23 protein-coding genes are annotated in these 18794 nt (G+C 67.5%); 3 read left to right on the plus strand and 20 right to left on the minus strand.

Annotated features, from left to right (window positions below; genetic code table 11):
* Positions 1–192 precede the first annotated feature (192 nt).
* The 10 genes from ACZL02_RS11880 to ureC all read right to left on the minus strand — a co-directional run bounded on the left by ACZL02_RS11880 (position 193) and on the right by ureC (position 7895).
* Positions 193–894 (minus strand): DUF1868 domain-containing protein, encoded by a 702-nt coding sequence (locus tag ACZL02_RS11880; RefSeq protein ID WP_472939810.1) that lies wholly within the window; start codon positions 892–894, stop codon positions 193–195.
* Positions 895–1157: 263 nt separating this feature from the next.
* Positions 1158–2495 carry an 8-oxoguanine deaminase gene (locus ACZL02_RS11885; RefSeq protein WP_472939811.1) on the minus strand — a complete coding sequence of 446 codons (1338 nt, stop codon included), beginning with the start codon at positions 2493–2495 and terminating at the stop codon, positions 1158–1160.
* A 2-nt stretch (positions 2496–2497) separates the two neighbouring features.
* The gene (gene ureG / locus ACZL02_RS11890; RefSeq protein ID WP_472939812.1) at positions 2498–3151 is read right to left on the minus strand and encodes an urease accessory protein UreG; all 654 of its coding nucleotides are present in this window, start codon (positions 3149–3151) and stop codon (positions 2498–2500) included.
* Complete coding sequence (locus ACZL02_RS11895) at positions 3148–3867, minus strand: urease accessory protein UreF (protein ID WP_472940073.1); 720 nt, start codon at positions 3865–3867, stop codon at positions 3148–3150. The genes ureG and ACZL02_RS11895 overlap by 4 nt, the downstream gene beginning before the upstream one ends.
* On the minus strand, positions 3860–4357 hold the full coding sequence (locus ACZL02_RS11900) for an urease accessory protein UreE (RefSeq protein WP_472939813.1): 498 nt from the start codon (positions 4355–4357) through the stop codon (positions 3860–3862). The genes ACZL02_RS11895 and ACZL02_RS11900 overlap by 8 nt, the downstream gene beginning before the upstream one ends.
* A complete protein-coding gene (locus ACZL02_RS11905; protein ID WP_472939814.1) occupies positions 4354–4710 on the minus strand; it encodes an MliC family protein in 357 nt (118 codons plus the stop codon). Before ACZL02_RS11905 ends, ACZL02_RS11900 begins: the two co-directional genes overlap by 4 nt.
* Positions 4707–5180, minus strand: a complete 474-nt coding sequence (locus ACZL02_RS11910; protein ID WP_472939815.1) for a DUF29 domain-containing protein — start codon at positions 5178–5180, stop codon at positions 4707–4709. Before ACZL02_RS11910 ends, ACZL02_RS11905 begins: the two co-directional genes overlap by 4 nt.
* Positions 5177–5641: a DUF29 domain-containing protein gene (locus tag ACZL02_RS11915; RefSeq protein WP_472939816.1), complete on the minus strand. Its 465-nt coding sequence runs from the start codon at positions 5639–5641 to the stop codon at positions 5177–5179. Before ACZL02_RS11915 ends, ACZL02_RS11910 begins: the two co-directional genes overlap by 4 nt.
* A complete protein-coding gene (locus ACZL02_RS11920; protein ID WP_472939817.1) occupies positions 5638–6126 on the minus strand; it encodes a DUF29 domain-containing protein in 489 nt (162 codons plus the stop codon). The genes ACZL02_RS11915 and ACZL02_RS11920 overlap by 4 nt, the downstream gene beginning before the upstream one ends.
* 56 nt (positions 6127–6182) lie before the next feature.
* The gene (gene ureC / locus ACZL02_RS11925) at positions 6183–7895 is read right to left on the minus strand and encodes an urease subunit alpha (protein WP_472939818.1); all 1713 of its coding nucleotides are present in this window, start codon (positions 7893–7895) and stop codon (positions 6183–6185) included.
* Between the two features lie 135 nt (positions 7896–8030).
* On the opposite strand from ureC, the gene ACZL02_RS11930 reads away from it, so the two are divergent.
* Complete coding sequence (locus ACZL02_RS11930; RefSeq protein ID WP_472939819.1) at positions 8031–8474, plus strand: hypothetical protein; 444 nt, start codon at positions 8031–8033, stop codon at positions 8472–8474.
* Positions 8475–8614: 140 nt separating this feature from the next.
* Positions 8615–9289, plus strand: coding sequence for a hypothetical protein (locus tag ACZL02_RS11935; protein WP_472939820.1), 675 nt, complete (start codon positions 8615–8617; stop codon positions 9287–9289).
* A gap of 42 nt (positions 9290–9331) precedes the next feature.
* Here ACZL02_RS11935 and ACZL02_RS11940 read toward each other — a convergent pair whose 3' ends face one another.
* The gene (locus ACZL02_RS11940) at positions 9332–9637 is read right to left on the minus strand and encodes an urease subunit beta (RefSeq protein ID WP_472939821.1); all 306 of its coding nucleotides are present in this window, start codon (positions 9635–9637) and stop codon (positions 9332–9334) included.
* 2 nt (positions 9638–9639) lie between these two features.
* Positions 9640–10209, minus strand: coding sequence for a HupE/UreJ family protein (locus tag ACZL02_RS11945; protein ID WP_472939822.1), 570 nt, complete (start codon positions 10207–10209; stop codon positions 9640–9642).
* Between the two features lie 263 nt (positions 10210–10472).
* Here ACZL02_RS11945 and ACZL02_RS11950 point away from each other — a divergent pair, with 263 nt between their 5' ends.
* Complete coding sequence (locus ACZL02_RS11950; RefSeq protein ID WP_472939823.1) at positions 10473–10697, plus strand: hypothetical protein; 225 nt, start codon at positions 10473–10475, stop codon at positions 10695–10697.
* A gap of 72 nt (positions 10698–10769) precedes the next feature.
* Here ACZL02_RS11950 and ACZL02_RS11955 read toward each other — a convergent pair whose 3' ends face one another.
* The 8 genes from ACZL02_RS11955 to ACZL02_RS11990 form a co-directional block, all read right to left on the minus strand.
* Positions 10770–11072 (minus strand): urease subunit gamma, encoded by a 303-nt coding sequence (locus ACZL02_RS11955; RefSeq protein WP_472935999.1) that lies wholly within the window; start codon positions 11070–11072, stop codon positions 10770–10772.
* Positions 11073–11106: 34 nt separating this feature from the next.
* Complete coding sequence (locus ACZL02_RS11960; RefSeq protein ID WP_472939824.1) at positions 11107–11895, minus strand: urease accessory protein UreD; 789 nt, start codon at positions 11893–11895, stop codon at positions 11107–11109.
* 49 nt (positions 11896–11944) lie between these two features.
* Entirely contained in the window at positions 11945–12640 is a 696-nt protein-coding gene (gene urtE, locus ACZL02_RS11965; protein ID WP_472939825.1) for an urea ABC transporter ATP-binding subunit UrtE, read from the minus strand.
* Between the two features lie 394 nt (positions 12641–13034).
* Positions 13035–13895 (minus strand): urea ABC transporter ATP-binding protein UrtD, encoded by an 861-nt coding sequence (gene urtD / locus ACZL02_RS11970; protein ID WP_472939826.1) that lies wholly within the window; start codon positions 13893–13895, stop codon positions 13035–13037.
* Positions 13896–13900: 5 nt separating this feature from the next.
* On the minus strand, positions 13901–15115 hold the full coding sequence (gene urtC, locus ACZL02_RS11975; RefSeq protein WP_472939827.1) for an urea ABC transporter permease subunit UrtC: 1215 nt from the start codon (positions 15113–15115) through the stop codon (positions 13901–13903).
* On the minus strand, positions 15112–16743 hold the full coding sequence (gene urtB, locus ACZL02_RS11980; RefSeq protein ID WP_472940074.1) for an urea ABC transporter permease subunit UrtB: 1632 nt from the start codon (positions 16741–16743) through the stop codon (positions 15112–15114). The genes urtC and urtB overlap by 4 nt, the downstream gene beginning before the upstream one ends.
* Positions 16744–16921: 178 nt before the next feature.
* The gene (gene urtA / locus ACZL02_RS11985) at positions 16922–18214 is read right to left on the minus strand and encodes an urea ABC transporter substrate-binding protein (protein ID WP_472939828.1); all 1293 of its coding nucleotides are present in this window, start codon (positions 18212–18214) and stop codon (positions 16922–16924) included.
* A 262-nt stretch (positions 18215–18476) separates the two neighbouring features.
* Positions 18477–18683, minus strand: coding sequence for a hypothetical protein (locus tag ACZL02_RS11990; RefSeq protein ID WP_472939829.1), 207 nt, complete (start codon positions 18681–18683; stop codon positions 18477–18479).
* Positions 18684–18794 lie beyond the last annotated feature (111 nt).

The following is an 18794-nucleotide window of genomic DNA, read 5'->3' on the forward strand; positions in this document are numbered from 1 at the left end:
TGAAGGCGCGATCTCTCGAAGCTCGTCATCCTCGCGCGTAGCGCGGGGACCCATGCCGCTGCGGTGAAGCGCTAATTCGGTGCCGAAGCGGCAGCGCCGCAGTTGCGGCATGGGTCCCCGCCCTGCGGGCGAGGATGACGAAGCTCCTGGGGGCGCGACCCGCCAAAACTTCTGCGGTTTCGCACCCGCCCCTCATCCGAGGACCAGCAGTTCCTCGAAATGCGTCGTGTCGGCAAAGCGGCAGAAGGCCGGCGGGCGGAGCCCGAGCAGCGGGGCGTCGCGCTGCAGGAGGGCGAGTTCGGCGTCGAGCTTTTCCTGCCAGGCCGGAAGTTCGGCGTCCTCGAGCCAGTCGATCATGTAGGCGAAGGTCATGTGGAAGCGGTAGTCGTCGTGCTGCGGCTGGCGGTGGCCGAAGGGAACCGTCAGGGCGTCGCGCCAGGCGCGCAGCACTGCCTCGTCCCGGTCGCTGGCCCCGGCCAGCTGCAGGCCGTTCGGCGTCACGCCAACGACCGCGACGTCGAAGGTGCCGCAGCCCGCAAATCCAGAAAGACGGCGGCGGTAATGCTCGGTCAGCTCGGCGATGCCGGCGTCGACGGGCTGGTCCTTGGGCCAGTAGGCGGGCGTTCGCCGGGTTTCCGTCAGGCCTTCGAACAGCGTCATGTGGAGGCTTTCCACCGGGGTGAAGGCGAGCTTGCCCGGCGGCGCGAACGCCATCAGCCGCGCCCGCGCCGCGATTAACACTGCTGACGACGGCGAGCCCTCGACGAGATGGCAGACGACGGTGTTGCCATGCTCGGGCTGGAAGCGGCCGTCCTGGTCGTAGCGGGATCCGAGGTGGGGTGGCGGCTCGGCATGGTTCGCGGCGCGGAATCGTTCGAGGGCGGGATAGGCCATGCCAGTCTCCGGAAAGCTTCACCCAACCGGCGAAGGCGCCCCTGATAGACCGATCATCCGACAGTCATATGACATGGGAGAGCGGAGGAGCGGCGGTCCCGCCGCCTTCTTCGCCCCTCCGGGGAGAAGGTCGCGGCAGCGGGATGAGGGGCCGCGCCAACCTTGCAGATGCAGGCCTCCCCTCATCGGCCTGCCGGCCACTTCTCCCCGGAGGGGCGAAGAAGGCGGTGGCGGCGTTGCGGAATTCCTACATCGCCGCCGGTTCAGCCGAAGCGCGCCGCCGCGGCCCCGTGTTCGGCCCTCAGACGCGCGACGTCGACGCCGAGCGGCATGCCGTCGACGACCCGCCATTCGCCCCGGACCATCACCCGGTCAGCCCGCGTCGCGCCGCAGAGGACCAGCGCCGCCACAGGATCGTGCGCGCCGGAAAACCGCAGCTCGTCCAGCGTGAACAGCGCGAGGTCCGCCTGCCTGCCAACTTCGATGCGGCCGATGTCGCTGCGGCCGAGGCAAGCGGCCGAGCCCTCCGTGCCCCAGCGCAGCACGTCACGCGAGGTGACCGCTGCCGCCGACTGCGTGCGGAGGCGCGCGACCATCAGCGCATGGCGGGCGGATTCGATGAGGTTGGAGGCGTCGTTCGAGGCCGAGCCGTCGACGCCGAGCCCGACCGGGCTGCCTGCCGCCGTCAGCGCCTCCACCGGGCAGAAGCCGGAGGCGAGGACGGCGTTGGAGGTCGGGCAATGGCAGATGCCGACGCGGTGGCGGCCGAGCCGCGCGCATTCCTCGGTGGTGAAGTGGATGCCGTGCGCCAGCCAGGTGCGCGGGGAGAGCCAGCCGACCTCTTCCAGATAGTCGAGCGGGCGATAGCCGAACAGCTGCTGGCAGTAGTCGTTCTCGTCGCGGGTCTCGCCGAGATGGGTGTGCAGCCGGCAGTCCTCGCGCTCGGCGAGCTCGGCGCTCCTTAACATCAAGCTCTTGGTCACCGAGAACGGCGAGCACGGCGCCAGCGCGATCTGCAGCATCGAGCCCTCGCTGCGGTCGTGGTATTTCGCGATCAGCCGCTCGCTGTCGGCAAGGATCGTGTCCTCATCCTGCACCACGCCGTCCGGCGGCAGGCCACCGTCCTTTTCGGAAAGATTCATCGAGCCGCGGGTCAGCGTGACGCGGATGCCGAGCGCTGCCGCCTCTTCCGCCTCGATGTCGATGCCGTTCTCGAGGCCTTTGGGGAAGAGATAGTGGTGATCGGCCGCCGTGGTGCAGCCGGACATCAGGAGCTCGGTCAGGGCGAGCCGCACGGAAAGGCGGAACGCGTCCGGATCAAGCCGCGCCCAGATCGGGTAGAGGCTCTTCAGCCAGGGAAACAGCTCCTTGTCGACCGCCGCCGGGTGCGCGCGGGTCAAGGTCTGGTAGAAATGGTGGTGGGCGTTGACGAGGCCCGGCAGGACGACATGGCGCGAAGCGTCGAAGGTCTCGTCCACCGGCTGCGACGGGCCCGCCCCCGCTGGCACCAGCTCGGCGATGCGGCCGTCCTCGACGACGAGCCCACCCTCGGCGCCCTCGGCGAGGATGCCAAGCGGCTCCTTCAGGAACAGCCGCGCCATGGTCAGGCCGCCGCAGCGATGACGGGAAGGCCGCCTTGCGCCGCGAGGAAGGCGAGGATGTCGCCGAGCCCGTTGCCGCGTGAGAGGTCGGCGAAGATGGTCGGGAGGTCGCCCCGGCCCTTCGCGGCATCCCGCTCCATCCGGGCGAGGTCAGCGTGAACATAGGGCGCGAGGTCGGTCTTGTTGACGATCAAGAGATCAGACCGGGTGATCGCCGGGCCGCCCTTGCGCGGAATGTCGTCGCCCTGGCAGACCGAGATGACGTAGATCGAAAGGTCGACGAGATCAGGCGAGAAGGTGGCGGCGAGGTTGTCGCCACCGGATTCCACCAGCACCAGGTCGAGGTCGGCATGCCGGGCGCGCAGTTCCTTGATGGCGGCGATGTTGATCGAGGCGTCCTCGCGGATCGCCGTGTGCGGGCAGCCGCCGGTCTCGACGCCGATGATACGGTCGGCGGCGAGTGCCTGCAGCCGCACCAGCGCCTCGGCATCCTCGCGGGTATAGATGTCATTGGTGACGACGCCGATCGACCAGTGGTCGCGCGCTGCCTTACAGAGTTTTTCGACCAGCGTCGTCTTGCCGGAGCCGACGGGGCCGCCGATGCCGACACGCAAAGGGCCATTCTGCGAGACAAGCGGTGCATTCTGGGAGATCATGAGCGGAAGAGCCTTGTTTCCATGGTTTCGTGCCGCATTGCGGCGATGTCGGAGAGGATCGCCGCCGAGCCGAGATCGTCCAGCGTCGACCCGGCTGCCCTCTCTGCCGCGGCGAGGATCACCGGCTCCAGGCGCTTGGTCACCCGCACCATGTCGCCTTGGCCGAGCGGCACGAGCCGCGTCGCCGCGGTGACCAGCGTCGCGGCGAAGGCGTGCGCGAAGGCGGTGAGCGCCGGCAGCAGCGCCACGTCCTCATCGGCGGCAAGCCGGCCGACGGCGACCGGATAAGGTGCGTCCGGCAGATCCCCCGGCGCCGTCCGCCACGGCGCCGACGCGAGGCCAAAGGCGGCGCCAAGTGCCAGCGTCTCGGTCCGGCGCTCGCGGCTGCCACCGAGCGCCACGGCGAGCTCCGCGACCGCCTGCAGCCGGACCGGATCGCCCGCAGCCGCATGCGCTTCGGCGAAGAGGACGAGGTCGTTCCAGCCGGAGCCGTGCACCAGGAGCGTCCGCACCCAGCCGAACAGCGTCTCGGCATCCGCGACCTGCCGCGCCGAGATCGCGCTCTCCAGCCCATGCGAGAAGGCGAAGGCGCCGACCGGGAAAGCGGGCGACATCCAGGTCAACAGCCGCAGCAGTGCCGCACCGCCGTCTGCCGACGGAGGCTTGTTCTCACCACGAGACGCAGCGTCGGAAGATGCCCCGGCGCCATCAATCATGGGCATGATGATCGGTGCCGTGATCCGCCGTCGGCGCCTCGTGCTCGTGATGGTCGTTATGCGCACCACCATAGGCGCCACCCTCGGGATCGAACGGCCCGTCGATCTCGACGACGCTGGCGTTGAGCCCCTCCAGCATGTCCTTCAGCACCGGCTCGCGGCGGATGAACAGGTGGTCGGCACAGATCTGCGCGGCCTGGTGGCGGTTGCCGAGGTGCCAGGCGAGCGTCAGGAGATGCGTCGCGTTCGAGCCGCGGACGACGTAGAGCGGCTCGTCCTTCGCCCGCACCTTCAGGAACCGGCCGTCGTCGAGCGCGATGCCGTCGCCCTCGCGCAGGCGCACCGTCTCCGGCAGGTCGAGCAGGAAGGCGATGCCGCCGTCCGACACCATCGCCATCCGCCGCCGGTGCCGCTGCATCTCGTCGAGTGTGATGGTGTCGGCGAAGTCGAAGCTGTGGTCGCGGGATTTGACGTTGGTGGCGCGGATCATCGGCTTACCTTGCAACGGATGGGTTTCACGTCGGGCGTTCTCTCGTCGTAGATGTCGGCGATATTGCCGCGCGTCCACCAGATCGTCGAGCCCGACGCGTATTTGGCGCCCGACGCCGCGAGAACGCTGACGAACGCACGCGGCGTGCCCCGCACCGCCAGCACGGCCAGCTGCGTGTCGGGAAAGTTGTAGTAGGTCACCGCAAGCTTGGCGTCGCTGCCCGCGCAGGCGTAGGAAACCGACTGCTGGTCGAGCGTGCCGGGCAGGTCGAGCGTCACGGTCGCAGCCCGCGCCATGCCACCGGCTGCGATGGAAAATACTGCCAGGGCGACAAAGGCCTTGAGCGCGGTCATTCGGCCTCCGGTAGAAAATCGGGCGTCAGGATATCGTCGATAACGAAGGGGCACGTCGCGGGAAAAACGTCAGGCGAAAGACCGGTCTCGCCACTCGCCTGGGACACCGCGGCCGAATACTCCTCGGCAAGGATTTCGGCTGAAAAAGACGCAAGGCTCGGGCTGTCGTCCAGAACCCTCCGCAGCATGCGCTGCTGCTCCCTGATCGTTCCGCTCCAGCTGCGAGAACGGTGCATCGGCTGAAACCGCCACTTCAGCAGATGCGTGAGGATGAGCGTCAGCCGGCTGGCGATCTCGCGTCTCTCGCGCCGCCCCATGCTCTCGATCTCCTCGGCTGCATTCTCCCAGTCGATGTCGCCGCGGTTGTCGAAGCCTGCACGCGCCCGCAGCTTCGCCCCCTGGTCTAGCGTCCAGGCGTGGAAGTCGGTGTCGTAGAGGCTCGGTTCGGGCTTCTTCAGCGGCGCGGTCATTCGTCGCCCTCGGGATAGAAGTCGGGGTCGAGGATGTCGGCGATGGTGTAAGGGCATTCGGCCGGAAAGGTGCCCGGCGGAAGCCCGGTCTCGTCCGCCGCCTTGAGGCGGGCAAACTCGAACTCCTCCATCAGCACCTCCGATGGATACTGTCGGAGGCTGGGACTGCGCCGAAGCCGACGGGCCAGCCGGAAGCGCTGCTCGCGGATGGTCGATCGCCAGCTGCCGCTCCGCTGCCCCGGCTGGAAATGCCATTTCAGGAGGTGCAGGAGAAGGACCGCCAGCCGGTTCTCGATCTCGCTGCATTCTGAATTGCCCACGCTCTCGATCTCCTCGGCGACATTCTCCCAGTCGATGGCGGCGGAGGCATGCGCGCGAAGCCGCGCAGCCTGCTCCTGTGCCCAGGCATAGAGGTCGGTGTCGTAGAGGCTCGGCTCGGTTTTCTTCAGGGATGCGGTCATGCACCGCCCTCGGGATAGAAGTGCAAATCCAGGATGGCGGCGATGGCGAAGGGGCACTCTTGCGGAAAGGTGTTCTCCGGAAGCCGCGTTTCGCCGGCAGCTTTCAGGCGCGCAATTTCATATTCCTTGCCGAGAATTTTGGCGGGATAGGCTTTCAGGCTCGGGCTTGTCGCAAGTTCATCGAGAATCCGGCGGCGCTGCTCGACGATGGTGGCCTTCCAGTTGCTCGACCGGCGCGCGGGCTGGAAGCGCCATTTGAGCAGGTGTGTCAGAAGCACCACGAGCCGAGAAGCGATCTCGCGCTGGGCCGAGTTACCCAGGTCACCCAGCTCCTCGGCGAGATTTTCGAGATCGAGCCGATCGAGTTCCCCGGCCTTCAGGGCCGCAACCTGATCCTGGACCCAGGCGAAATAGTCCGCGGCATAGGCCGTCGTTTCGCGCGGGCGCGCGGGAACGTCTCGGGACTGGCCAAGCTGACGGGACACCGGTTCGGCTCCTTCGCGACGAGAGCCACGCCGCAACGCGGCTCGATCGGCCGATCCTAGAACATGAAGTAGCGCTGCGCCATCGGCAGCACCGTGGCGGGCTCGCAGGTCAGGAGCTCTCCGTCGGCGCGGACCTCGTAGGTCTCGGGGTCGACCTCGATGTGCGGCATCGCGTCGTTGAGGATCATCGAGGCTTTGGAAATGCCGCCCCGCGTGTTCTCGACGGCGAGGAAGGTCTTGTCGCAGCCGATGCGCGCGCGCAAGCCGTCGTCGAGCGCCGCCTGACTGACGAAGGTCGCGCCGATCGCCGCCGTCGCCTTGCCGAAGGCGCCGAACATCGGCCGGTAGTGCACCGGCTGCGGCGTCGGGATCGAGGCGTTGGGATCGCCCATCGGGGCGGCGACGATCATGCCGCCGAGCAGCACCATCGCCGGCTTGACCGCGAAGAAGGCGGGGTCCCAGATCACGATGTCGGCCCGCTTGCCGACCTCGATCGAGCCGATCTCGCGGCTCATGCCCTGCGCGATCGCCGGGTTGATGGTGTACTTCGCGACGTAGCGCCGGGCCCTGAGATTGTCGTTGTCGCCGGTCTCGCCGACCAGACGGCCGCGCTGGCGCTTCATCTTGTCGGCGGTCTGCCAGGTGCGGATCAGCACCTCGCCGACGCGGCCCATCGCCTGGCTGTCGGACGAGATGATAGAGAACGCGCCGATGTCGTGCAGGATGTCCTCGGCGGCGATGGTCTCGCGCCGGATCCGGCTTTCGGCAAAGGCGATGTCCTCGGGGATCGACGCGTCGAGGTGGTGGCAGACCATCAGCATGTCGAGATGTTCCTCGAGCGTGTTGACGGTGTAGGGCCGCGTCGGATTCGTCGAGGACGGAATGACGTTCGGCAAGCCGCAGACCTTGATGATGTCCGGCGCATGGCCGCCGCCGGCGCCCTCGGTGTGGAAGGCGTGGATGGTGCGGCCCTTGAGGGCGGCGACGGTGTCCTCGACGAAGCCGGATTCGTTCAGCGTGTCGGTGTGGATCATCACCTGGACGTCGTAGGCGTCGGCGACGGAGAGGCAGCAGTCGATCGCCGCCGGCGTCGTGCCCCAGTCCTCGTGCAGTTTCAGCGCGCAGGCACCGCCGAGCACCATTTCCTCGAGCGCCGCCGGCTTCGACGCATTGCCCTTGCCGGAGAAGCCGATGTTCATCGGCAGGCCGTCGACCGCCTGCAGCATCCGTGCGAGGTGCCAGGGACCGGGCGTGCAGGTGGTGGCGAGCGTGCCGTGTGCCGGTCCGGTGCCGCCGCCGAGCATAGTGGTGATGCCGGAATAGAGTGCCGCATCGATCTGCTGCGGGCAGATGAAGTGGATGTGCGCGTCGAAGCCGCCGGCGGTGACGATCTTGCCCTCGCCGGCGATCGCCTCGGTGCCCGGGCCGATGACGATGTTGACGCCCGGCTGGGTGTCGGGATTGCCGGCCTTGCCGATGGCGTGGATGCGCCCGTCGCGCAGGCCAATGTCGGCCTTGTAGATGCCGGTATGGTCGAGGATCAGCGCATTGGTGATCACCGTGTCGACGGCGCCCTCGGCCCGGCTCCTCTGCGACTGGCCCATGCCGTCGCGGATCACCTTGCCGCCGCCGAACTTCACCTCCTCGCCATAGGTGGTGAGGTCCTTCTCCACCTCGATGAACAGCTCGGTGTCGGCAAGCCGCACCTTGTCGCCGGTCGTCGGGCCGAACATCGCGGCATAGGAAGAGCGGGCAATTCGGAACGACATCGGAAACCTCATGGACGGCGCGGGACCGGCGCTGACGGGATTCGAGCGGGTCGAACCGTGTTGCAGCGCCGAAGCGCATTCGGACCGCAAACCATCCGGTTTGTCAAAGGCCGCTCCCCGCCCCACCTAGGGGAGATGAACAGAATATTCGCACCGACGCTGGCTGCCCTTCTTGCAGGCCTCACCTTCTCTGCCGGCGCAGCGCAGGCACAGTCCTTCGGCAGCGGCCCCCCGGGCACTCCCACCGGCAGTTCGATGTCGGGCGCCCGCATCGTCGGCCAGCCGAAGGTCGGAAGCGGCAACAGGGTTCCGAACGCGCGGGTCTTCGGCGACACGGCCGAGGAGCGCGCCTACGGCAAGGACTTCGACGACAGCTACATCAAGCCGAAAGTGCGCAAGGGCATCAGGTCCGGCAAGAGCAATGCGGAGCGCGCGGCCGAGGGACGGTCAAGCCTCGACCCCGCTGCCGCCGGCGCCTATGCACTGGACGGTCCGACGGCCATCGGCCGCAGCGCCGTCACCCGCAACAGCACCTTCAGCCGCAGCGGCCGGGCGCGGATCGTCAAGCCCGCACCGTAGACGGAACGACGTTCGCTCCGTTGGCTCGCGACGGATATCGGAACGCCTGAGAAGACAAAGCATTAACGAAACAGGACGTTCGTCGCCGCTCCTGCATACGGCACGGGTGGCGTTTCGAACCAACCGACAGGATCAATGCCATGTCTCGCACATTCCTTCTCGCCCTCTCCGCCTCCGTCCTGCTCGCCGGCGCACCGGCGTTTGCGCAGTCTTCCGGCGGCAGCTCGGGTGGTGGCAGCTCGGGCGGCGGCACCTCCGGCGGCGGCGCGAGCGGCTCGGGCAGCAGCAGCAGTTCAGGTGGCGTCAGCGGCAGTTCGGCGGCCAGTGGCAGCGGCAGTGGCGTCAGCGGCAGCGTCGGCAGCGGGGCAAGCTCCGGCACGACCGGCTCCGGCGCCAGCGGCCTCGGCTCTTCCGGCACGGTCGGATCGGGCGCGATGGGCACGGCAGGGCCGGGCACGACAAGCGGCACGGTCGGCAGCGGCAATGTCGGGCCGTCCGGCGGCATCTCCACCAGCGCGCCGGCCGATACGATGGGCAGCGAGGGGACGGCGACGCAGGGCTCGAGTTCGGTCAACAGCACCAATGCCGAAACCATCGCCCGCACCGGCAATGCTGGAGCGACGACGTCCTCCAGCGGATCGAGCGGCGCCATCGGCGGTTCTGGTGGCTCTGGCGGCACCGGGATGGGCGCTTCGGGCGCTGGCCGGGCCGAGGATTACAACATCCCGGCCCCGAAGATCGCCGTCGACCCCCAGCAGATCCGCGGGGCGCTCGAGGCTCAGCCCAGCGCGACCCCGAAGCCGAACGGTGACTGAGAAGTCACGCAAGGCCTCGGACTTCGAAACCGGTCGTGGGCGCTACAGCGCGCCCATGACCTTTGCATTGAAGCCGTAGACCTCGCGCAGACCGCGAAGCGGTACCAGGGCCACCTCCCGGGTCTGGCCGGGTTCGAAACGCACCGCCGTCCCTGCGGCGATGTCGAGCCGATGGCCCCGCGCTGCGGCGCGATCGAAGTCTAGCGCAGGATTGGTCTCTGCGAAGTGGTAGTGCGAGCCGACCTGGATCGGCCGGTCGCCGGTATTCGACACCTCGAGGATAACGGCATCGAGGCCCTCGTTGAGCACGATGTCGCCGGGTGCGGTGATGACTTCGCCGGGGATCATGGTCAGCCCGCCATCAGCGCGACGCCGACGATCGCGGTGCCCAAGCCGATCAGCCGGGCGACGACCTGGAACCGGCCGAGCGACAGCCCGAGACCGACACCTGCCGCATGCAGCAGCGCCGTCGACAAAGCGAAGCCGAGGCCGAAGCTCAGCGCGCCCGCCGAACCGAGCTCGGCGGCGTGGGCATGGCCGTGAAACAGTGCGAACACGCCGACCAGCGGCGCGGATGCGGCCAGCGGCAAGCGGACGGCCGCGGCGACGAGAAGGCCGAGGACGACGACCGAGGCGAGGATCGTCGGCTCGACGAAGGGCAGTGCGAAGCCCGCCGTGCCCGCGACGAAGCCGGCCATCATGGTGCCGACGAACGCCGTCGGAACGATCCAGGTCGCCCGGCCGCCCAGCTGCGCCGCCCAGAGGCCGACAGCCACCATCGCCAGGATATGATCCAACCCGAACAGCGGGTGCGACAGGCCAGCCATCAGCGAGCCGTGCTCTGCGGGATTGAGGTGCGCGAAGGCGGGGGCAACTCCGGCAAGGAGTGCTGCGGCGGCGAGAGCGATAGGTTTCAGCATCTGTTCCTCGAAGGTCAACATGGGCGCCCGGGTTTGGGTCGCGCCCGGCATGGCGAGTCAGGTTAAAAAACCGTTCACGCCGGGATACTTTGGAAGACCCGGCCGTTCCTGTCAAAGATCATCAGCAGATCATCCCCGCCGGCAAGTGCATTCCGCCTGTTCGTTCAAATGCGAGACAGTTTGCAGCCGCTCCGCCAAGACCTTTGCCCTTATGCTGGCGGCAAGGCGAGACAGACAGCCAACGCCGCTCCACGGAACACACGATGCCCCGCACACTCTCCCGCTGCCTCCTTCTCGGCCTCCCCGTCGCCACCCTCCTCGCGCTCGCCGGCCAGACCGGCGGACCCGAGCGCACGATCATCCGCACCGCGACGATCGATGGTGTGACAGGCCCGGTCTATTATTCCAGCCTGGAGCGACGTTATCTTGCCGTCGGCACCGCCAACGACGCCGAAATTGCCGGCCTCGACGCCACCGACACCCAGTAGCCTGTCGTCACGCAAAGACTTTCCGACCTGCATCCGCTGGCGACAACAAAAGCCGCAGATTCGCTTTTGCCTTCAGCGGATCGGCTGGTGCACCGTCACGAGCTTGGTCCCGTCCGGAAATGTTGCCTCGACCTGAATGTCGTGGATCATCTCGGCGATCCCTTCCATCACCTGGCCGCGGGTGACGACATGGGCGCCGGCATCCATCAGATCGGCGACCGAGCGTCCGTCGCGGGCGCCTTCGACGACGAAGTCAGAGATGATGGCGATCGCCTCGGGATGGTTCAGCTTCACGCCGCGCGCCAGCCGCTTGCGGGCAACCTCCGCGGCCATGGCGATGATCAGCTTGTCCTTTTCGCGCGGCGTCAGTTGCATCGCATCACTCTCTTCTCTGAACCCGTCGAAACTGTCATATCGACCATACCCGCGGAAGCGGGGCGTTTGCCAGCACCTGCAGCACGGGGATCAGCCGCTTGCGCAGCAAAAATCCGCTCGGCCCCACCAGCCGTGCCACGAGGAGGCCATCGACGAGACTGGCGCCGCCGTCCGGGCCGATGCGGTGCCTCACCTCGTCCAGCAAGGTCTCGGCGCCCGGCGCCTGGCAGAGGATGGTGGAGAAGGCCTTGGCGCCTGCAAGGCTTGCCGCGGACGCGGCGATGTCGTCGATCGCGCCGACGAGGCTCAGATTGTCGGCAAAGACCAGGACACCGTCGCGGCGAATACGCCAGCGATCGCGCAGCGACCCCTCCCGCACGGTCTCGCCCATCAGCGTCCGCCCGAGCACCACGCTTTCGGCCACCAGCAGCTGGCTCGACGCGGCACAGTCGACATCGAGCGTCCGGGCCAAGGCCCCGCCGTCGAACAGGATCGTCTCCTGCGGCAGGTAATGGAAGCTTGCCCCCTCGCCCACCCGGATGGTCGTCGCGATCCGCGCCTCGCCGGCGGAGGCGCGGTAGACGCGCTCCGAGGCCTGCGTCGTCAGGCTGAGGGCAGCGCCCGCCCCGGCGGCGAAGTCCTGCTGCAGCCGGTCGCCGCCGGTGAGACCGCCGGAGGAGTTGATCAGCACGGCTTCCGCCATCGCCGCGCCGTTCCGGGGAAAGCGCAGCTTCAGGCAGCCCGCCTGATGCAGCTTCGCCAGCCGGGAGCGGCCGTCCGTCAGGCGGAACTCGGCCATCGCCCGGCCGCGGGCCCGCTGCATGTCAGGGACCGGCGCGGGAGCTGCCGGGGCGATGTCGATGGGCAGCGCGTCAGACGGTGAGATGCTTGCGAACCTCCGGGCGGTCGAGATCCTCGGCCGTGCCCTCGAAGACGATCTCGCCGCGATCCATGATGTAGACCTTGTCGGCGAGTTCGCGGCAGAAGTCGAGATACTGCTCGACCAGCAGGATGGCGAGGCCCGAATGCTCCTTGAGGTAGCGGATGGCCCGGCCGATGTCCTTGATGATCGAGGGCTGGATGCCCTCGGTCGGCTCGTCCAGCACCAGGAGGCCCGGCCGCGTCACCAGCGCCCGGCCGATCGCCAGCTGCTGCTGCTGGCCACCGGACAGATCGCCGCCGCGCCGGCCGAGCATGGTCTTCAGCACCGGGAAGAGCTCGAAGACGTGCTCGGGAATATGCCTGTCCGTCCGCTTCAGCGGCGCATAGCCGGTCTCGAGGTTCTCCTTCACCGTCAGCAGCGGAAACACCTCGCGCCCCTGCGGCACGAAGCCGATGCCGCGCCGCGCCCGCGCATACGGCGCCTCGCGGCCGAGCGAATGCCCGTCCAGCGAGATGTCGCCCGAGCGGATCGGCTGCTGGCCGACGATGGCGCGCAGCAGGCTGGTCTTGCCGACGCCGTTCCGCCCGAGGACGCAGGTGATCTCGGCCTTCGCCGCATTCATCGACACGCCGCGCAGCGCCTGGGCCGCGCCGTAGTAGAGGTCGATGTTCGAGACGTTCAGCATGGGAGGCCTTTCGAGACGAGACGGGTGTCGTGTGGCGAAAAGCGACCGCAGTAGAAGCCGTCATCGCGGGCTTGACCGCCTCGAAACCTCGGGCTTTGCGAGGGAATGCACTCAGGATCGGGTGCCTTGCCCATCCGGTACCGGACCTGCCTGGACAGACGCCAAGGCATGGGTCCCCGCCCTGCGGGCGAGGATGACGACGGACGGGTTGTGCGTGAATTGGTAGTGCTCGCCACCGCGCTTCGGGGAGCACTGCGGTAAACAGTACCCCAAACTCCAACCCCAGCGGTCGTCATCCTCGGGGCCGTAGCCCCGGGGACCCATGCCGTGACGGCTGGCGACGACGCACCCCAATACCCACGACGGCGTAGATGAAAGGCCACCCCCACGGCCCTCACCGCCCCAGATACACTTCGACGACGCGCGGATCGGCGCTGACGGCGTCGAGCGTGCCCTCGGCGAGCACCGAGCCCTCGTGCAGGCAGGTGACCTTCACGTCGAGCGCGCGGACGAAATGCATGTCGTGCTCGACGACGACGACCGAGCGCGTCCGGGCGATGTCCTTCAGAAGCCGCGCGGTCTCCTCGGTCTCGGCATCGGTCATCCCCGCGACGGGCTCGTCGATCAGCAGCAGTTCCGGGTCCTGGGCCAGGAGCATCCCGATCTCCAGCCATTGCTTCTGCCCGTGGCTGAGATCCCCCGCGAGCGTCGCACGCCGCGCGCCGAGCCGCGTCGTCGTCAGGATCTCGTCGATCTTGTGCGCCTCGGCCGGGACGTTGCGGTGGAGCAGCGCCGCGAAGACGCTGCGCGTCCCGGCCATCGCAAGGCGCAGATTGTCCTCGATCGTGTGGCTGTCGAACACCGTCGGCTTCTGGAATTTCCGGCCGATCCCCATTGAGGCGATGTCGGCCTCGTCATGCTCTGTGAGGTCGACGTCGCCCTTGAAGAACACCTCGCCGCTGTCGGGCTTGGTCTTGCCGGTGATGATGTCCATCATCGTCGTCTTGCCGGCGCCGTTCGGGCCGATGATGGCGCGCATCTCGCCCTTCTGGATGACCAGCGACAGGCCGTTGATCGCCTTGAAGCCATCGAAGGTCTTGGTCACCCCGTCGAGGTAGAGCAGAGTCTCGCGCCGCGGCGAGATGATGCTCGCCCGCGCCGCCAGCTCGGCGGCGCGCTGCGTGGCATAGGGATGCGGCGAGACGACGAAGCCGGCGCCGTCGAGGGCGGAGAAGGCGGGGTTGATCTGAGGCATGACCATTACTCCGCCGCACTCGGGACCGCAGCACTCGGGGCCATCGCCCTCGGGGCCGACGCGCTCGGGACGGCGGCATCGCTGCCGGTGCCGGCATCGCCGATGCCTTTTTCGGCCGCGCGCGAGGTGCGGCGGTCGCGAAGCCCGCTCCAGCCGGCGTCGAAGGTACCGACGATGCCGCGCGGCAGGAACAGCGTCACGAAGACGAACAACCCACCCAGCACGAACAGCCAGAACTCGGGCGCTGCGGCGGTGAAGAAGCTCTTGCCGGCATTGACGATGAGCGCGCCGATCACCGGACCGAGCAGCGTGCCGCGGCCGCCGACGGCCGCCCAGACCACCACCTCGATCGAATTGACCGGGGCGAACTCGCCGGGATTGATGATGCCGACCTGCGGCACGTAGAGCGCGCCAGCGAGCCCCGCCATCATCGCCGAGACGGTGAAGGCGAAGAGTTTGACGTGCTCGGCGCGCCAGCCGAGGAAGCGCGTGCGGCTCTCGGCGTCGCGCACCGCGATCATCAGCTTGCCGAGCTTCGAGCGGGTGATCAGCCCGACCAGCACGACGCCGAGGGCCAGCGCCACGCAGCTGGCGACGAACAGGCCAAGCCGGGTAGAGGCGGCAGCCAGCGGGAAGCCGAGCAGTTCCTTGAAATCGGTCAGGCCGTTATTGCCGCCAAAACCCATGTCGTTGCGAAAGAAGGCGAGGAGCAGCGCGTAGGTCAGCGCCTGGGTGATGATCGAGAGGTAGACGCCGGTGACCCGGCTCCGGAAGGCGAAGTAGCCGAACACGAAGGCGAGCAGGCCGGGCACCAGGAACACCATCAGCGCGGCGAACCAGAACTGGTCGAAGCGGGTCCAGAACCAGGGCAACTCCTTCCAGTTGAGGAAGACCATGAAATCCGGCAGCACCGCGTTGCCATAGGTGCCGCGGGTGCCGATCTGGCGCATCAGGTACATGCCCATGGCATAGCCGCCGAGCGCGAAGAACGCGCCATGCCCAAGGCTCAGAATGCCGACATAGCCCCAGACCAGATCGAGCGAGAGCGCCAGCAGCGCGTAGCAGAGATACTTGCCGATCAGCGGGATGGCGTAGGAGGGAATGTGCAGCGCGCCGCCTTCCGGCACCCACTGGTTCGCCATCGGCACCAGGATGGCGGCGGCGATGAGCGAGAGCACGATGAACCAGACGCGCGGTCCGAGAAATTTCGCGAAAATCATGCGTCCACGAACCTCCCCTTCTGGGCGAACAGGCCGCGCGGGCGTTTCTGGATGAACAGGATGATGAGGACGAGCACCACGATCTTGCCGAGCACCGCGCCGGCATAGGGCTCCAGCAGCTTGTTGACGATGCCGAGGCTCATCGCCCCGACGAGGGTGCCCCAGAGATTGCCGACGCCGCCGAAGACCACGACCATGAAGCTGTCGATGATGTAGCCCTGCCCGAGATCGGGCGAGACGTTGTCGATCTGGCTGAGCGCGACCCCGGCAATGCCGGCAATGCCCGAGCCGAGCGCGAAGGTCGCGGCGTCAACCCAGGGCGTGCGGATGCCCATGGCCGAGGCCATTTTGCGGTTCTGGGTGACGGCGCGCATCTGCAGGCCCATCGCCGTCCGGTTGAGCGCTGCCAGCAGCGCGAAGAAGATCACGGCGGAGAAGACGATGATCCAGGCGCGGTTCCACGTCACCGACATCAGCCCGATGTCGAAGGCGCCCGACATCCAGGAGGGGTTGCCGACCTCCTTGTTGGTCGGGCCGAAAATGGTGCGGATGCCCTGCTGCAGGATCAGCGAGACGCCGTAGGTCGCGAGCAGCGTCTCCAGCGGGCGGCCGTAGAGGAAGCGAATCAGGAAGCGCTCCATGACGAGGCCCACCGACGCCGATACGGCGAAGGCCAGCGGCAACGCGATCGGCAGCGACCAGTCGAACAGGCCTGGCGCATGGGTGCGGATCGCCTCCTGCACCACGAAGGTGGTGTAGGCGCCGAGCATCACCATTTCGCCATGCGCCATGTTGATGACGCCCATGACGCCGAAGGTGATGGCGAGGCCGATCGCGGCGAGCAGCAGCACCGAGCCGAGCGACAGCCCGTACCAGACGTTCTGCGCGTAGCCCCAGAGCGTGATGTTCTGCTCGATCGCCTCGGCGGCGGCGGTCGCCGCGGCGGTCAACTCCGAGGCTTCGGCCGCGCGGATCTCACCGAGCACCACCAGCGACTGACGGTCGCCCCGCTCGGCGATCAGCTGGATCGCGGCGAGCTTCTCGGCCACCGGCCGGTCCGACTTGATGACGGCGGCGGCGCGGGCTTGTTCCAGCCGCAGCTTCACCGCCGGCACATCCTCCTTTGCGATGGCCGCGTCGAGCACGCCCACCTGCTCCGGCGTCGCGGAGGTGAAGAGGTTCATCGCGGCAGACAGGCGGCGCGCGGGATCGGGCGAGCCGAGGGTCAGCGTGCCCAGCGCATCGGCGACGACGACGCGGATGGAATTCTTGACGCGGACCTTCTGCAGGTCGGCGACGGCGACGCTGCCGAGCGAGGCGCCGGTATAGGGATCGAGAATCTCGATTGGGTCGGCCTTGCCCCGGGCGATCACCACGCTGCCGTCGGCGCGGTAGAACAGCTCGCCGGCGGCGAGCGCGTTCAGCGCGAGAGCCACGGCCGGATCGCCGGTGGCGGCGAGCTTGCGAACGGTCGCCTCGGTCTCGTCAAAACTCTTCTTGCCGGAAAATTCGGCGATGACCGGGGCAATACTCGCCTGGTCCTGCGCCAGCGCGAGGCCCGGCAGCACGACGACAGCCAGCAGCATCAAGGCGGCGAAAAGCAGGGATCGTGGGGAGGAGAGGATCATCGGCACGCCGGTCGCGAGGGAAAGGAAATGCCGGGGCGGCGCTGGCCGCCGCCCCGGGGGGAAGGAACGCATGCGGGAGGTCATGCGGGCCTTCCGGGCAGTCCTGGCGAAAGAGGGTGCCGTATCGCGCCGGACTGCCATGAGGCCGCGCCGCCGGAGCGGCGCGGGAGAGGAGGCGTCAGTTAGCCTTGACGGAACCGCCGCAGGTCTTGGTCTCTGTGTTGTAGTTGCCGCAGCGGATCGGGTCGGTCCAGTCGGCGATCAAGGGCTTCGACTCCGGCAGGAAGTCCGACCAGGCATCGCCCTCGACGGCCGGGATTTCCTTGACGACCTCGAACTGGCCGTCGGCCTGGATCTCGCCGATCAGCGTCGGCTTGGTGATGTGATGGTTCTTGCCCATCGTCGCCATGCCGCCGGAAAGGTTCGGCACGGAGAGGCCGACCATCGCGTCGATCACCTTGTCGGAGTCGGTGGTGCCGGCCTTCTCGACCGCCTTGACCCAGAGGTTGAAGCCGATGAAGTGGGCTTCCATCGGGTCGTTGGTCACGCGCTTGTCGTTCTTGATGTAGGCGTGCCAGGCCTTGATGAAGGCGGCGTTCTCAGGGGTATCGACCGACTGGAAGTAGTTCCAGGCGGCGAGATGGCCGACCAGCGGCGCGGTGTCGATGCCGGCGAGCTCTTCCTCGCCGACCGAGAAGGCCATGACCGGGATGTCCTTGGCGGTGATGCCCTGGTTGGCGAGTTCCTTGTAGAACGGCACGTTGGCGTCGCCGTTGACGGTCGAGACGACGCCCGTCTTCTTGCCGGCCGCGCCGAATTCCTTGATCGCGGAAACCTCGGTCTGCCAGTCGGAGAAGCCGAAAGGCGTGTAGTTGACCTTGATGTCCTCGGCCGGGACGCCCTTCGACAGCAAGTAGGCCTCGAGGATCTTGTTGGTGGTGCGGGGATAGACGTAGTCGGTGCCTTCCAGCACCCAGCGCTTGACGCCTTCCTCCATCATGTAGTCGACGGCCGGGATCGCCTGCTGGTTCGGAGCGGCGCCGGTGTAGAAGATGTTCTTCGAGGACTCTTCGCCCTCGTACTGCACGGGGTAGAACACGACGGTGTCGAGCTCTTCGGCGACCGGCAGGATCGACTTGCGTGAGACCGAGGTCCAGCAGCAGAACACCGCCGCGACCTTCTGGGCCGACACCAGGTCGCGCATCTTCTCGGCGAACAGCGGCCAGTCAGAGGCGGGGTCGACGACGACGGGCTCGAGCTTCTTGCCGAGCAGGCCGCCCTTGGCGTTCTGCTCCTCGATCAGCATCAGCATGACGTCCTTGAGGGTCGTCTCGGAGATCGCCATCGTGCCGGACAGCGAATGCAGCACACCGACCTTGATAGTCTCCTGCGCCAGGGCGGCGTTCGCCCCGAGAGATCCGAGGGCCATGGCCGCTGCCGCCCCACGCAGCCACTTCTTCGCTGAAAACATACCCGCACTCCACACGTTCCGACCCGCCCCCTGACGGATCCTCGCAAGTGGATTGGCAAGCCTCGTGCCATATCGCGGACAGGGGCAGTTCAACCGCCACAAAATGGTCAGTCGACTGCTGAGCAAGGCACGGCACGGCGTTGCGCGCGGTTGGAATGCCGCGAGAATTTGCAACCGCGGGCTGCCGGGCCTTCGCTGCCCGTGCCTTCGCCAGCTGCAATGTCAGTATTGCCTATATATTAGGCAGGTGTGGCGCCGCTGTTCAGATCGGCTGCTTGCGGGCCTGCGGCCAACCGCACTTCCAGCTCGTCACCTTCCACTGCGGGTGATCGCCCGCCCACTGGGCGACGTAGGGTGACGACAGCATCATGCACTGCGTCAACGTGCCCCGGCTCTCGTAGTAGAGATGCTCTTCCTTGCAGGTCTGCGGCTGGGAAACCATGCAGACGGACAGGATCAGGTCGATCATTTCGCGCTCCTTGGGCCAACAGCCCAATTTCGGTGCCCACCGCAGGAACAGGGAGAGCACCGCATCGTCCCGGGCTATCTCCCGCTATTCGTCATCGTAGAGCAGCCTGCC

Source organism: Mesocryomonas fontinalis, from assembly GCF_055730125.2.